The organism is Corynebacterium sp. H130 (genome assembly GCF_037572395.1).
Classification (GTDB): Bacteria; Actinomycetota; Actinomycetes; order Mycobacteriales; family Mycobacteriaceae; genus Corynebacterium.
This window is the reverse complement of record NZ_JBBHLA010000002.1, coordinates 1-13,594: the sequence shown is the minus strand read 5'-3', so window position 1 is coordinate 13,594 and position 13,594 is coordinate 1. Positions and strand designations below refer to the sequence as shown.

Below are 13,594 nucleotides of genomic sequence, written 5' to 3'. Positions count from 1 at the left end.
TCGGAGGTCGCGACATTGTGGGGTTGGGGAGTTGGTGGAGCTGGACCAGCTTAAAGCGGGATTCATGGCGCGGGATTGTGCGTTGCTGCAGGCTGGGGTGGGACCGGGCGTCGTAAAGCTGCTGGGCCGTGTATTCAAATCGCGCACCCCGCGGTATGGAACCCGCTTGTCGCAGGTCGCGACGAGTGGGGTTCGGATACTCGGCCTCGAGTGACCTCGGTAAAGCGGGTTCGATAGCGCGGAGGGAATGAGAGGGCGGGCATTTCGAGTGGCGCCTCCTAATCGTCCGGGGCACACTATTGATATGCACGTCTGGGGGGACGAAATCGAGATCATCGATGCTCGCACGCAGCCTGCGAGCAATCAAGAGTTTTGGACAGCGAAAGCGAAAGGGGAATATTCCCAGGTCCACGGGCACTTCTATGCGCGTCGGCAAGATTGGGAGCAACTGCCGGCATGGCGACGCGACCGATTGCGCACCATCGCAGTGGGCGTGTCCCTGCGCACGAGTGTGTTGATTGCGAAGTCGTCGTGTCGGCTGTGGGACATTCCGCTGATTGAACATGAAGCACCGGCGATGGCTGCGGTCACAGGAGGAGCGAAGTTGCGGGGCCGTAAGTATTGGCCGAAGGGGGTGGTGATGAAGCAGATCCATATTCCCGAGGCTGACATCATAGAAAGTAATGGGCTGCGCTACACCTGGCTGCGGCGAACTGTAATAGATCAGTGTCGGTTTGGTACGTTCGCAGACGGACTTGTAGCCGTCGAGGGTTATTTGCGACGACCAGAGAACACCAGCCTCCACTCGCTTCGACTCAAAATGGAATCGATGGGGCGCGTCGCCGGAATACGCAAAGTGCAGCGGGTGCTGAAATGTGCGAGTCCGCTGTCGGAAAGTGTCGCGGAGTCGTTCGCCAAGGCGGTGATTGTGCAGTCTGGTCTGGTGAAGAGGCTGGAGCAGCAGGTAGAAGTGTGTACGCCGGAGGGCGAATACCGGCTCGATTTCGTGGCAGACAACTGGCTCAACATTGAGGTCGACGGCCAATCGAAGTATGAGGGAGACGATGAAGAGACACGCGACGTGCTGCTGCGTGAGCGGGCGCGGGAAAAAGCAATCCTTAACGCCGGTTTTACGATGATTCGTGCATCGTGGCGTGGAATTGCCAGCGGTGAATTGCTCGTCGACATCAAAAATGCGTACAAGCGTCGGGAGGCCCTGCTACGAGTAGCACAATCAGGCTAGAGCTCTGGGTTCTTGGATGTGCACAGATATCCGCGTCCAAATGAATGAGTGCATAACCCGTAATCCCGCGTTGCCGAACCCGCTTTTCGCAGGTCGTCGCTTCCGGATGAGACCGTCGACTCGAACACTGACCTCGGTTAAGCGGGTTCCGGACCGCGGGTTTGACGCGAATACAACCGCAATCCCAACCCACAAGAATCACAACAAAAGTTTCCAACGGTAGAAAAGTCAACTACTGTTGCTGGTGTGATTAGATTCGACCACGTGACAAAGTCGTACAAAACGTCGACCCGCCCGGCGCTCGATGACATCTCGGTAGAGATCGAGAAGGGGGAGTTTGTCTTCCTCATCGGCCCATCCGGCTCGGGTAAGTCGACGTTTCTACAGCTGATGCTGAAGGAGGAAGTACCCACCTCGGGCAATGTGTACGTGTCGGACTTCCACGTCAACAAGTTGCGTGGCGGTCAGGTGAACAAGCTTCGCCAGCACATCGGTTATGTGTTCCAGGACTTCCGCCTGCTGCAGAAGAAGAACGTTTACCAAAATGTGGCGTTCGCCTTGGAGGTTATCGGCCGTCCAAAGCGCACGATCGAAAAGTCCGTGATGGAGACCCTGGAAATGGTTGGCCTGGACGCCAAGGCTAACCGTATGCCGAGTGAGCTGTCCGGCGGCGAGCAACAGCGCGTGGCTATCGCGCGTGCCTTCGTCAACCGACCGCTCGTGCTGCTTGCCGACGAACCAACAGGCAACCTCGACCCGGACACCTCGCAGGACATCATGGTGCTGCTCAACCGCATCAACAAGTTGGGCACCACTGTTGTGATGTCCACTCACAATGCGCAGGCCGTGAACAACATGCGTCGCCGTGTGATCGAGCTGCACATGGGCAAGCTTGTCCGCGACGAAGCACACGGCGTGTACGGAGAGGGGCGTTAAAATGCGACTAGGAATTGTATTCCGCGAAGCTTTCCAAGGTCTGGGACGCAACCTCACCATGACCATCGCCTTGGTCATCACCACCGCCATTTCGCTGGCGCTGCTCGCTACCGGTTTCCTGGTGACGGGGATGACGGAGCGAACCAAGGAGATCTACCTCGACCGCGTTGAGGTAATCGTGCAGTTTGATGAGCAAATCTCCGCGGGAGATAAGGACTGCTCGTCGGCAAGCTGCAAAGAGGTGAAGGAAAAGCTGGAGAAGCACGAGGGTGTGGAGTCGGTGACGTTCCGCAACCGCCAGGAGTCCTACGAGCGCTTTGTGAAGCTGTTCCAGGAAACCGATCCCGTGCTGGTCCAGGAGACCTCTCCTGATGCGCTGCCGGCCGCGCTGCACGTGCGTCTGAAGGATCCGCTGAAGAACGAGGCCATCGACGAGGTTCGCGACCTGAAGCAGGTTGACGGCGTGCTTGACCAGATCGATGACCTGCGTGGCGCCACCGACAACCTCAATGCGATCCGTAACGCGACCTTCCTCGTCGCCGCCATCCAAGCGATCGCCGCGATCTTCCTGATCGCGAACATGGTCCAGATTGCTGCCTTTAGCCGTCGCGAAGAAATGACCATCATGCGCATGGTCGGCGCATCCCGCTGGTTCACGCAGGCGCCGTTCGTGCTCGAGGCAGTAGTTGCCACCTTCCTTGGCTCAATCGCTTCGGTGCTCGGCCTGTACCTTGGCAAGCGGTTCGTGCTCGATCCGGCACTGCACGGGCTTTACGACGCCCAGCTGATCGCCCCAGTGACCAACTCGGACATCTGGGTCGTGGCGCCAGTGGTTGCGCTGATCGGCCTGGTCTTCGCAGCGCTCACGGCGCAAATCACCTTGAGACTGTACGTCCGCAAGTAAATTTCCTAGAGCCTACCGCTTCCCGGTAGGCTCTATTTTTGTTATGGCAAAGAAGAAAAAGGCGACTAATAATCCAGTCATCGCCACGAACCGCAAGGCTCGGCATGACTACACGATCCTCGAGACCTACGAAGCAGGCATCCAGCTCGTCGGAACCGAGGTCAAGTCGCTGCGCGAAGGCAAAGCCTCTCTCGTGGACGCCTTCGCAACCATCGACGATGGGGAAGTGTGGCTCCGCGCGCTCTACATCCCGGAATACTCCCAAGGGCACTGGACCAACCACACCCCGCGACGCAACCGCAAGCTACTGCTGCACCGACACGAAATTGACTCCCTCATGGGCAAGGTTCGCGACGGCAAGAAAACCCTCGTTCCGCTGTCTCTTTACTTCAAAGATGGCAAACTCAAAGTAGAGCTCGGCCTTGCGCAGGGTAAACAAGACTACGACAAGCGCCAAGACATCAAACGACGCACCGAGGAACGCGAAATCACCCGCGAACTCGGGCGCAAGATCAAGGGGATCAACGCCTAAGGAGTCTTCAAGTGGGAACGCGCCAACTTTTTGTTCTCCTCAACACTTTGGCCGCAGTTTTTACGCCTCCGCTGATTTTCCTGGGCAGGATGCTGGGGCAAAACGGCGGATGGATTCTGTTCCTTTTGATGCTCGGTGGATTCCTCATCTACCACGTCGCATACCTGATTTTGCTAGTCTTCTCGATCGGTCTCCCTAAAACGAAGTCGCCGAACCACGAGTGGCTAGTTGTCACTTGGGTCCTTGGATTCCTTGGGACCTACACATCCATCCTGACCATGCCCGACGCCGGCGACACTGTCGAATCGAAAACATTTTTCGGCCCACTCAATGACATTCCGGTGGAGCAAGCAGAAGCCATCAGCTCAGTTCTGTACAACGCGACCGGCATCATTGGTTTGGCTGCCTTTGCAGCGTGGCTTGTCCTGGTGATCAAAGAAATTCTGAGGGTGCAGCGTGCGCGTAGAGAAAATTCATGACATCCTCCCACTCGGGGAAGGGACCTTTGTCCTCGTTGACCGCCTGTGGCCGCGCGGAATCGCGAAACAAGACTTCGCGCCAGCGCTGTGGGCAAAAGGGGCGGCGCCGTCGTCAAGCTTGCGCCAGTGGGTGCACGCTGGCGGAGACTGGGACGAATTTGCCCGCCGATACCGCGACGAGCTCGACGCTTCGCTTGACGACGCCGATGTCCAAGCACTCATCGAGCTAGCGAGATCGAAGGAACTCACCCTGGTTTACGCCTCAAAAGACCGTCAACGTAACCATGCGCATGTGCTTGCTAAATGGCTCGCTGACCGTGTAAAGTAGGAAAATCCTACCGCTGCTTCTCGCGGTAGGGATATGGGGTCGATTTTGGTTTCGACTGCGTATATTGAGCCAGGGGAAGCGTGCCGGTGCAGGCTAGAGACCACCGTAAGCGTCGTAGCAATAAATAAGCGCAGAGAATACTCAGCGCGACTACGCCCTCGCTGCCTAATCAGCGACTTGCGTGTCTGCCGAACCAGGTAGGTTCCTGACCTGGACCTCGGCATCGACTTAGAGGAACTTGCTTGTTCGTTGCGTTGACAGGGCGAACAAGGACACTTACTGACAACTGGGCTCATCATCCGGACGTGTTCGACCGATCCGGAGGGCCGAGTAGAGATTCCGCGCGAACTGCGCACGGAGAAGCCCTGGCGAGGTGACGTAGGACCCGGGTTCAATTCCCGGCGGCTCCACAGCTAAAGCCCCTGACCTGGTAAAACAGGTTGGGGGCTTTGTGCGTTCAATCGCAAATCGTTTTCCGGAGGCCTATCGAAAACGCCTCAATGGTGATTACTTCGTCGTGAATGAGTGCGAGAATGCGGTATGCGCCCACGCGGTATCGCCACTCGCCGGATCGGTTGGCAGGCAGTGCCTTTCCCCATGCGCGGAGATCCGTGCACCCCTCCAGATTGTTTTTGATCCAGGCAGCAAATATTTTGGCGTCGAAGCGGTTCATCTTGCGAAGCTGCTTACAGGCATGCGCGGTAAGTTCGACCCTGAACCGATGCGAGCTCATGAAAGTTCGTCGAGTATCTGATCGATTCTGAACCGTTCTCCAGTGTCTGCCGCAACAGCGGTTCGCAGCTCCTCGCGATCGCAGACATCTTCGATCTTTTCCATAATTGCTGTGCGCGCAAAATCAGAAATGGTCATGCCTTCAAAGGCTGCAAACTTCCTGACCAGCTCGGCATCGGCCTCGTTCATTCGTACTGTCATTGTTGCCATATGCTCGGCCTCCCAGTTGTCAAAGGTTGAATACATTGCATTCAACTCTCAGGGATCAGCACAAGGGGCAATGTGCAATACAGGGCGTTCTTCGCCACTGAAAAGAACCCTTAGAATTGGTATCGGACAACTCCACCCAATACGCTGGTGGGGACTAGTTAAAGCCGATCACAATGGAGGCACGATGGTTCAGCGCGTGTACGTCGAAAATCGCGAAGGTGGGCACGCAGCGGCCCTGTCGAAGGAGTATGGCGTCAAGGTGCGCCTGCTTAATCGCTACGACGTCGAAGGCACGACCGATGCGGAGTTCGACACCGCCGTTAAGCTGGTACTTTCCGAGCCTCAGGTCGACAACACCTACGCCTCCCTCGAAGAAGCTGGCATCTCCGGCAATGTCCTAGCCGTCGAGCCACTTCCAGGCCAGTTCGACCAGCGCGCTGACTCCGCCGCGCAGTGCATCCAGTTCCTCTTTGAAAAGGAACGCCCAGTTGTGCGCACCGCGGTTCTCTACGCCGTCGACGGCGAGATCCCAGAGGCAATGCGCAAGGGCCTAATCAACCCGGTCGAGTGCCGCGAAGCATCCCTTGACCTGCCGGAAACCCTCACGATGACCGTCGAGTCGCCTGCGGACGTCGAGAAGCTCACCGGCTTTACCAAGCTCTCTGATCAAGACCTGCCCGCCTTCGTGGCCGGCCACGGTCTTGCCATGGACGCCGACGACGCGATGCTGATCCGCGACTACTTTGCCTCCGAGGACCGCGACCCAACAATTACTGAACTCAAGGTCATCGATACCTACTGGTCGGATCACTGCCGTCACACCACCTTCGAGACGGTGCTGGACAACATCACCTTTGGCGAGCCTGCAGTTGAGGCTGCGTACCAGGACTACCTCGCAGCTCGCGAATCCATTGGCCGCACCAAGCCAGTCACCCTCATGGACATGGGCACTATCGCTGGCAAGGTCCTGCGCGCGACCGGCAAGCTCGATGCGCTGGACGAATCCGAGGAAATTAACGCCTGCACCGTACACGTGAACATCACCGTAGACGGCAAGGAAGAGCCTTGGCTGCTGCTGTTCAAGAACGAAACGCACAACCACCCAACCGAGATTGAGCCATTTGGTGGCGCTGCTACCTGCATCGGTGGCGCGATTCGTGACCCACTCTCCGGTCGAGGCTACGTCTTCGGCGCGATGCGTCTTTCCGGCTCCGGCAACCCGCTGGAGACAACCACCCGCGCAGGCAAGCTGCCACAGAAGACCATCGCGCGCGTGGCACAGGCTGGCAACTCCTCCTACGGCAACCAGATTGGTCTGGCCACCGGCATCGTGGATGAGCTGTACCACCCAGGTTATGTGGCCAAGCACTTCGAAATGGGTGCAGTAGTCGCAGGTGTTCCGGCGGCCAATGTGCGTCGTGAAGTGCCTGCTGCTGGCGACCTCGTGGTGATGGTCGGCGGTGCAACCGGTCGCGACGGCATCGGTGGCGCAACCGGTTCCTCCAAGAAGCACACCGTCGAATCCCTCTCTACCGCGGGTGCCGAGGTGCAGAAGGGTAACGCTCCAGAGGAGCGCAAGCTGCAGCGTCTGTTCCGCAACGGCGACTTCTCCCGCCTGATCAAGCGCTGCAACGACTTCGGCGCAGGTGGCGTTTCAGTTGCCGTTGGTGAGCTTGCCGATTCCCTCGAGATCAACCTCGACGCCGTGCCAAAGAAGTACGAAGGCCTCGACGGCACCGAGCTCGCGCTGTCCGAGTCCCAGGAACGCATGGCCATCGTGGTCGAAGCGAAGGACGCCGACAAGCTGATCGAGCTGGCCAACGAAGAAAACCTCAATGCCGTGGTCGTTGCAGAGGTGACGGACTCCGGCCGCATGCGCATGAACTGGCGCGGCACCACCATCGTGGACCTGTCTCGCGAGTTCCTGAACACCAACGGCGCGAAGAAGCACGTCGTGGCAGAAGTTGCCCCGGCTGGTGACTGGCATGGCGCTGCCCGTGAGTGGGCAACCTCTGAGGACTTTAAGGAGTCCTTCCTCAGCATGGCCGCCGACCTGAACGTGGCCTCCAAGCAGGGCCTTTCCGAGCGCTTCGACTCCACCGTCGGCGCCGGCACCGTCCTCATGCCATTCGGCGGTTCCCGCCAGGCCACCCCGATCCAGGCAATGGCTAACACCATGCCGGTGCTGGGGGAGACCACCAACTGCTCCGTCATGTCCTGGGGCTACAACCCATACATCACCGAGGCCAGCCCATACCACGGCGCGTACCTCGCGGTGGTCGAGTCCGTGGCCAAGCTGATCGCCACCGGCGCCTCCTTCGAGGAGACCTACCTGTCCTTCCAGGAATACTTCGAGCGCATGAGCTCCGCTGAGGCATGGGGCAAGCCAACTGCCGCGCTGCTCGGCACGATCAAGGCGCAGCTCGGTTTGGGCGTCGCCGCCATCGGTGGCAAGGACTCCATGTCCGGCACCTTCGAAGAGCTGCATGTTCCGCCGACGATGGTCTCCGTCGCCGTCAGCCATGATGACGCCCGCAACATGGTCCCGAACCACTTCAAGTCTGCTGGCCACAAGGTGACGCTGCTGTCTCCTGAGCTTGGCACGGATGTTGCACTTGCAGGCCTGCCAACCGCTGAATCCCTGCTGGCCAACTTTAAGACCGTCACCGAGCTGCTGCGCTCCGGCAAGGTTGTCTCCGCGTACACCCCAGGCTTCGGCGGCGTGGCGGAAGCCGTGCTGAAGATGGGCCTCGGCGAAGCAATCGGCTTCACCTTCGAAGACGAAGTCGCCATGGGCGACTTGTACCAATACGAGTACGGTTCCTTCGTCCTGGAGTGGGCAGGGGAACCGACCGTCGGCAAGCTTCTCGGCACCACCGCTGAGGGTGGCTTCACCTACCGTGGCACCACCATCTCCTTCGCGGATGCTGAGGCTGCGCACATGGGCACCCTCGAGCCGATCTACCCAACTTCTGTGCCACAGTCCGGTGCAGTAGAGGTCACCGGTGCCACTACCGTTGCCGCTGCCAAGCCGACCTTCGGCGGTGCGCGTCCAACCGCGCTGATCCCTGTCTTCCCGGGCACCAACTGCGAATATGACTCCGCCCGCGCTCTCCAGCGCGCCGAGATCGACGCCAACATCCTCGTGGTCCGCAACCGTACCCCAGAAGACATCGCCGAGTCTGTCGACCGCATGGCCGCAGCCCTCGCCGAGTCCCAGATGCTGTTCATCCCAGGCGGCTTCTCCGGTGGCGACGAGCCAGATGGCTCCGCGAAGTTCATCACCTCCTTCCTGCGCAACCCAGCCCTCACCGCCGGTGTACAAGGGCTTCTCGACGACCGCGGCGGCCTCATCCTCGGCATCTGCAACGGTTTCCAGGCGCTGATCAAGCTGGGCCTGGTGCCATTTGGCCAGATTTCCGAGCCGGGAACCGAGACCCCGACCCTGACCTTCAACCACATCGGCCGCCACCAGTCCCGCATCTCCCGGGTGCGCGTGGTGAATAACAACTCGCCATGGCTGTCCAAGGTTAATGTCGGTGACGTTTTTGCCGTGCCGATTTCCCACGGTGAAGGCCGCATCACCGCAGGAGAGTCTCAGTGGGCACGTCTGCAGGCTGCTGCCGCGACCCAGTACGTCGACGCTGCTGGCAACCCATCCATGGACATCGCTCACAACCCGAACGGCGCACTGTTCGCGCTGGAGGGCATCATGTCCGAGGACGGCCGCGTGCTGGGCAAGATGGGCCACTCCGAGCGTATCTCCGCCTCTACGTACAAGAACGTGCCAGGCGAATACGACATGAAGCTGTTCGAGTCCGCAGCGGAGTTCTTCCGTAAGTAAACGCACAGCGCAAGAGAGGGTATCCGGGAAACGGATACCCTCTTTCTTTTTTCACACCCGCCGGTTCCCAATTAGATCACACCCGTTTTGCGTAATTATCGCGGCATTATGTTACCCTAACCTTACTTAGGCAAGGCTTACATTTGTTAACGGGACAATAGTCCACGAACCATAAGGAACCGTCACTTGTTTTCATCTCGATTCCGTACGGTAGCCGTCGTCACGGCTGCAGCTTTCGCTCTGACCGCGTGTGGCGGGGGATCCGCTGATCAGGCTAAGGGGGAGCAAGCCTCCAAGACTGTTCAAATTGAGGACAACCTTGGCACCCACGATGTGCCGTCGCCACCAAAATCGGTTGTGTCCCTGGCAAACCGCAACATGGAAACCCTGCAGGACTGGGGGATTGAGGTCAAGGCTGCGCCGAAGCCGATCATTCCGGCAACGATCTCCTACAGCAAGGATGACAAGGCGCTCGACCTTGGCTCCCACCGCGAACCAAACCTGGAGAACCTGGTTGCCGCCCAGCCTGATTTGGTCCTTGGCGGCCAGCGCTTCCTGAATCACGAAGAGGAAGTGAAGAAGCTGACCCCAGATGCTGCGTACCTGAACTTCGACGTGCGTCCTGACAAGCCGATCGATGAGGAACTTAAGCGTGAAACCACGGCTTTGGGCAAGATCTTCGGCAAGGAAAAGGACGCCGAAGCCCTGAACAAGGAGCTCGACGAGTCGATCAAGGCTGTCAAGGATTCCTACAAGCCAGGTGACAAGGTCATGGCAGTCAACGTCTCCGGTGGCGCATTCGGCTACATCGCCCCAACCAAGGGACGCACCGTGGGCCCAATGTTTGACCTGTTCGGCTGGGATCCAGCACTCGAAATTGAAAACGGCTCGAACAACCACATGGGCGACGAAGTTTCTGTGGAAGCAATCGCACAGTCTAACCCTGACTGGATCATCGTGCTGGACCGCGACGCGGGTACGTCAGCAAGCAAGAAGGAAGGCTTCCGCCCTGCAGAAACTGTGCTCAAGGAAAACCAAGTTTTGCAGAACGTTGAGGCTGTGAAGCAGGGCAAGGTTATCTTCCTGCCAGCGGATACCTACACCAATGACGGCATCCAGACCCACATCGAGATTTTCAACTCGATCGCTAAGGCGTTCAAGGGCTAACTTCCCATAACACGCAGGCCACGCTACTTCAGGAGAAGGCGTGGCCACTTTGCATGTACACCGCCGAAAGGACCTTCATGACGGCAACCCGCATCCATGCCACTAGAGGCAAGCTCCTCGATTGGCGCCTTCTCATTGGCATCGCCAGCATCGGGGCACTTCTTGTCCTCTCCTTGTTCGTCGGCGCCTACGACATTTTGGGAAACGACCGGGGAATGGAAATCTTCGCGATTACGCGCGTCCCACGCACCCTTGCTCTCGTATTGGCGGGAGCTGCGATGGCGATGTGTGGCCTGGTGATGCAGCTGCTGACACAAAACCGATTTGTGGAACCAACAACCACCGGCACCACGGAATGGGCAGGACTCGGGTTGCTTTTCGCCATGATCTTCTTCCCACAAGCAGGTCTTATGCCTCGCATGATCATTTCGATCACTTTCGCGTTCATCGGAACGATGGTGTTTTTCATGTTCCTTCGGCGCGTGACGCTGAGGTCTTCGCTCATCGTGCCGATCGTAGGCATCATGTTGGGCGCGGTGGTCAGCTCGGTGTCCACTTTCATCGCGCTTGAACTGGACAAACTGCAAACGTTGGGCACCTGGTTCGCTGGTTCCTTCACCAGTGTGCTTCGTGGCCAATACGAAGTGTTGTGGATTGTCGCACTCGTGGTTGTTGCGGTGTTCTTCTTTGCCGATCGCCTCACCGTTGCCGGGCTGGGAGAAGACATTGCCACCAACGTTGGCCTCGACTACAACAAAATCATTCTGCTCGGCACGGGCCTTGTCGCGGTAGCGACGGGAGTGGTGACTGTGGTCGTCGGAAATTTGCCCTTCCTTGGGCTGATCGTGCCGAATGTCGTGTCCATGTTTCGGGGTGATGATCTGCGCAGCAACCTGCCGTGGGTGTGTCTGCTGGGAATCGGCGTCGTCACGCTTTGCGACATCCTCGGCCGCACCATCATCGCCCCTTTCGAGGTGCCTGTTTCCCTGGTGCTTGGGGTGCTGGGCGCTGCCGTGTTCATCGTCTTGATTGTGAGGCAACAACGCCGTGGCTAACCTTCCGCTCCGCTTTAAAGTCCGTCGCACCCCGCCCATTGATGTGGCCGTCGAGGTCCCACCCATCGAACCCTTTGACCCCTGCCGCACGTGTGTCGGCGAGTGCATGCACCAACGTTGTTCGGGCTGCTTTGCGACGAACAAGCTTCGCACCAGGTACTGGATCATCCTGGGCAGCATGCTTGCCATGTGCGCACTGTTCGCCTTTGGCCTGTTGGCTTGGAATAACCCGATGCCAATCGGGTCGCCCGGGTTCTGGCTGATTGCCGAACGACGGGCGACTGCGGTGATCGTGATGGCTGTGGTGGCTGTCGCGCAGGCGATTGCCACGGTGACTTTTCAAACCGTCACTAACAACAGGATCGTGACGCCGTCCATCATGGGGTTCGAGGCGCTGTACATGGTGATCCAAACTTCGGTGGTGTTCTTCCTCGGCATTTCCGGGTTGGCAGCGTTCTCTGGCACCTGGCAGTTTGTCGTTCAAGTACTGCTGATGGTGGCTCTTAGCGTTGTGCTTTATGGTTGGCTCCTCACTGGGCGATTCGCCAACATTCAGGTCATGCTGCTAGTTGGCATCATTATCGGAGGTGGATTGGGCTCGCTCTCGGCTTTTATGCGTCGCTTACTCACCCCAAGCGAATTCGATGTGTTGACGGCCAGAATGTTCGGCTCGATTTCAAATGCCAAGACTGAATACCTCTGGCTGGCGATTGGCTTGGTCGCAGTGGCCTCGATTGCCATTCTGGTGCGAGCAAAGGTGCTCAACGTTGTGTCGCTGGGTGCGGATCTGGCCAACAACCTGGGGATTAATCACCGTCATGCTTCGATCTATTTCCTCACGGCGGTGTCGGTCCTCATGGCGGTGTCTACCGCGCTCGTCGGCCCGATGACCTTCCTTGGGTTCCTCGTGGCAACGCTTGCTTATCAGCTCGCTGATACCTACGACCACCGAGCGGTCTTGCCGATGGCAGTAGCTTGCGGGTTCCTGGTTCTCACGGGGGCTTACTTCATCATGAACCACATCTTTTACGCCCAGGGCGTGGTGTCCATCATCATCGAACTCGTCGGTGGTTCGGTGTTCCTCTTTGTCTTGCTCCGAAAGGGTCGACTGTGATTGAACTCGTAGACGTCAAAAAGAAGTACTCGGCTTCCGTAGAGATCGGCCCTGTGTCACTCGAGATCCCGGCCGGGGGAGTGACCGCCCTGGTCGGCCCGAATGGTGCCGGAAAGTCAACACTACTCACCATGATCGGCCGTCTGCTGGACCTCGACGAAGGTGCCATTCGTATCGGCCAGATGGACGTCTCCTCGGCGAAATCCAGGGATTTGGCACGCGTCGTCTCAATCCTGCGGCAGGAAAACCACTTCATCACCCGCCTCACCGTCCGCCAGCTCGTCGGTTTCGGCCGCTTCCCGCACTCCGGTGGACGTCTCACACGCGACGACGAACAAATCATCTCCCGGTACATCGACTTCCTTGGCCTCACTGACCTGGAGGGACGCTACCTCGATCAGCTTTCCGGTGGCCAACGACAGCGCGCGTACGTCGCGATGGTCCTAGCCCAAGAAACCCACTACGTGCTTCTCGACGAGCCTCTGAACAATCTCGACATGGCACACAGCGTCCAGATGATGAAGCATCTACGAAACGCTGCAGAACAGTTTGGGAAGACCGTTGTCGTAGTTCTGCATGACATCAACTTCGCGGCCAAATACGCGGACTACATCTGTGCAGCGAAGCACGGGAAAGTGGTGGAATTCGGCACGCCTGCCGAGATCATGCAGGACGAGCTGCTCACCGAAATATTCAACACTCCAGTCCGCGTGATTGACGGGCCCGATGGGCCCCTCGCTTGCTACCACTGACCAGGGAATTTGCCTTTTAGTCAAATGGTGCGTAACTTAATCCGGGTCAGCGCGACAAGGTAACCAAAAAGTTACCAAGTTGGAACGGATTTTGACTCTAAAGGAGTTATCCGCTAAAGTCTGACAAGCCGCTTCAAAGAGAGTTAACTTCAGGTTAAATCTTAGAGATGCGTGCGTGTGTTGTTTGAGAACTCAATAGTGTGCCAAGTACTTTTTTATTTTTTGTTTTTGGTTGTGTGTTGGTGCCGGCAGGCCAGGAGTGGTCTGTGAAAGAGCATTAATACTCAATTGTTTTTTG

The 13,594-nt window shown here is 58.1% G+C and carries 13 protein-coding genes and 1 other RNA gene; 12 read left to right on the top strand and 2 right to left on the bottom strand.

Going from position 1 to position 13,594, the window contains the following annotated elements; translation table 11 throughout:
• Positions 1-304: 304 nt before the first annotated feature.
• The 7 genes from WG939_RS03595 to ssrA all read left to right on the top strand — a co-directional run bounded on the left by WG939_RS03595 (position 305) and on the right by ssrA (position 4,835).
• Positions 305-1,243, top strand: a complete 939-nt coding sequence (locus WG939_RS03595) for a hypothetical protein (RefSeq protein WP_339982689.1) — start codon at positions 305-307, stop codon at positions 1,241-1,243.
• A gap of 246 nt (positions 1,244-1,489) precedes the next feature.
• Positions 1,490-2,179 carry a cell division ATP-binding protein FtsE gene (ftsE, locus tag WG939_RS03590; protein WP_339982687.1) on the top strand — a complete coding sequence of 230 codons (690 nt, stop codon included), beginning with the start codon at positions 1,490-1,492 and terminating at the stop codon, positions 2,177-2,179.
• A gap of 1 nt (position 2,180) precedes the next feature.
• Positions 2,181-3,083: a permease-like cell division protein FtsX gene (ftsX, locus tag WG939_RS03585; protein WP_339982685.1), complete on the top strand. Its 903-nt coding sequence runs from the start codon at positions 2,181-2,183 to the stop codon at positions 3,081-3,083.
• Positions 3,084-3,126: 43 nt separating this feature from the next.
• Entirely contained in the window at positions 3,127-3,615 is a 489-nt protein-coding gene (smpB, locus tag WG939_RS03580; RefSeq protein ID WP_339982683.1) for an SsrA-binding protein SmpB, read from the top strand.
• Between the two features lie 11 nt (positions 3,616-3,626).
• Positions 3,627-4,094 (top strand): hypothetical protein, encoded by a 468-nt coding sequence (locus tag WG939_RS03575; protein WP_339982681.1) that lies wholly within the window; start codon positions 3,627-3,629, stop codon positions 4,092-4,094.
• A complete protein-coding gene (locus WG939_RS03570; RefSeq protein WP_339982679.1) occupies positions 4,072-4,422 on the top strand; it encodes a DUF488 domain-containing protein in 351 nt (116 codons plus the stop codon). The genes WG939_RS03575 and WG939_RS03570 overlap by 23 nt, the downstream gene beginning before the upstream one ends.
• A 35-nt stretch (positions 4,423-4,457) precedes the next feature.
• Positions 4,458-4,835, top strand: a transfer-messenger RNA (tmRNA) gene (gene ssrA, locus WG939_RS03565).
• Positions 4,836-4,879: 44 nt separating this feature from the next.
• Here the strand turns inward: ssrA and WG939_RS03560 are convergent.
• Together WG939_RS03560 and relB are read right to left on the bottom strand one after the other, a co-directional pair.
• Positions 4,880-5,155, bottom strand: coding sequence for a type II toxin-antitoxin system RelE family toxin (locus WG939_RS03560; protein WP_339982677.1), 276 nt, complete (start codon positions 5,153-5,155; stop codon positions 4,880-4,882).
• Complete coding sequence (relB, locus tag WG939_RS03555; RefSeq protein WP_339982675.1) at positions 5,152-5,400, bottom strand: type II toxin-antitoxin system RelB family antitoxin; 249 nt, start codon at positions 5,398-5,400, stop codon at positions 5,152-5,154. The genes WG939_RS03560 and relB overlap by 4 nt, the downstream gene beginning before the upstream one ends.
• 148 nt (positions 5,401-5,548) lie before the next feature.
• Between relB and WG939_RS03550 the strand changes: the two genes are divergently transcribed.
• The 5 genes from WG939_RS03550 (at position 5,549) to WG939_RS03530 (ending at position 13,296) form a co-directional block, all read left to right on the top strand.
• Complete coding sequence (locus tag WG939_RS03550) at positions 5,549-9,208, top strand: phosphoribosylformylglycinamidine synthase (RefSeq protein ID WP_339982673.1); 3,660 nt, start codon at positions 5,549-5,551, stop codon at positions 9,206-9,208.
• 186 nt (positions 9,209-9,394) lie between these two features.
• Entirely contained in the window at positions 9,395-10,375 is a 981-nt protein-coding gene (locus WG939_RS03545) for a siderophore ABC transporter substrate-binding protein (protein WP_339982671.1), read from the top strand.
• 53 nt (positions 10,376-10,428) lie between these two features.
• Complete coding sequence (locus tag WG939_RS03540; RefSeq protein WP_445227867.1) at positions 10,429-11,430, top strand: ABC transporter permease; 1,002 nt, start codon at positions 10,429-10,431, stop codon at positions 11,428-11,430.
• A gap of 106 nt (positions 11,431-11,536) precedes the next feature.
• Positions 11,537-12,544: an iron chelate uptake ABC transporter family permease subunit gene (locus tag WG939_RS03535; protein WP_339982668.1), complete on the top strand. Its 1,008-nt coding sequence runs from the start codon at positions 11,537-11,539 to the stop codon at positions 12,542-12,544.
• Positions 12,541-13,296, top strand: coding sequence for an iron ABC transporter ATP-binding protein (locus WG939_RS03530; RefSeq protein ID WP_339982665.1), 756 nt, complete (start codon positions 12,541-12,543; stop codon positions 13,294-13,296). The genes WG939_RS03535 and WG939_RS03530 overlap by 4 nt, the downstream gene beginning before the upstream one ends.
• Positions 13,297-13,594 lie beyond the last annotated feature (298 nt).

Bases quoted from the DNA above. Each gene is read 5' to 3' on its own strand.
- WG939_RS03595 (WP_339982689.1), top strand. From the start codon at position 305: ATGCACGTCTGGGGGGACGAAATCGAGATCATCGATGCTCGCACGCAG.
- ftsX (WP_339982685.1), top strand. From the start codon at position 2,181: ATGCGACTAGGAATTGTATTCCGCGAAGCTTTCCAAGGTCTGGGACGC.
- smpB (WP_339982683.1), top strand. From the start codon at position 3,127: ATGGCAAAGAAGAAAAAGGCGACTAATAATCCAGTCATCGCCACGAAC.
- WG939_RS03560 (WP_339982677.1), bottom strand. From the start codon at position 5,155: ATGAGCTCGCATCGGTTCAGGGTCGAACTTACCGCGCATGCCTGTAAG.
- relB (WP_339982675.1), bottom strand. From the start codon at position 5,400: ATGTATTCAACCTTTGACAACTGGGAGGCCGAGCATATGGCAACAATG.
- WG939_RS03550 (WP_339982673.1), top strand. From the start codon at position 5,549: ATGGTTCAGCGCGTGTACGTCGAAAATCGCGAAGGTGGGCACGCAGCG.
- WG939_RS03540 (WP_445227867.1), top strand. From the start codon at position 10,429: ATGTACACCGCCGAAAGGACCTTCATGACGGCAACCCGCATCCATGCC.
- WG939_RS03535 (WP_339982668.1), top strand. From the start codon at position 11,537: ATGCACCAACGTTGTTCGGGCTGCTTTGCGACGAACAAGCTTCGCACC.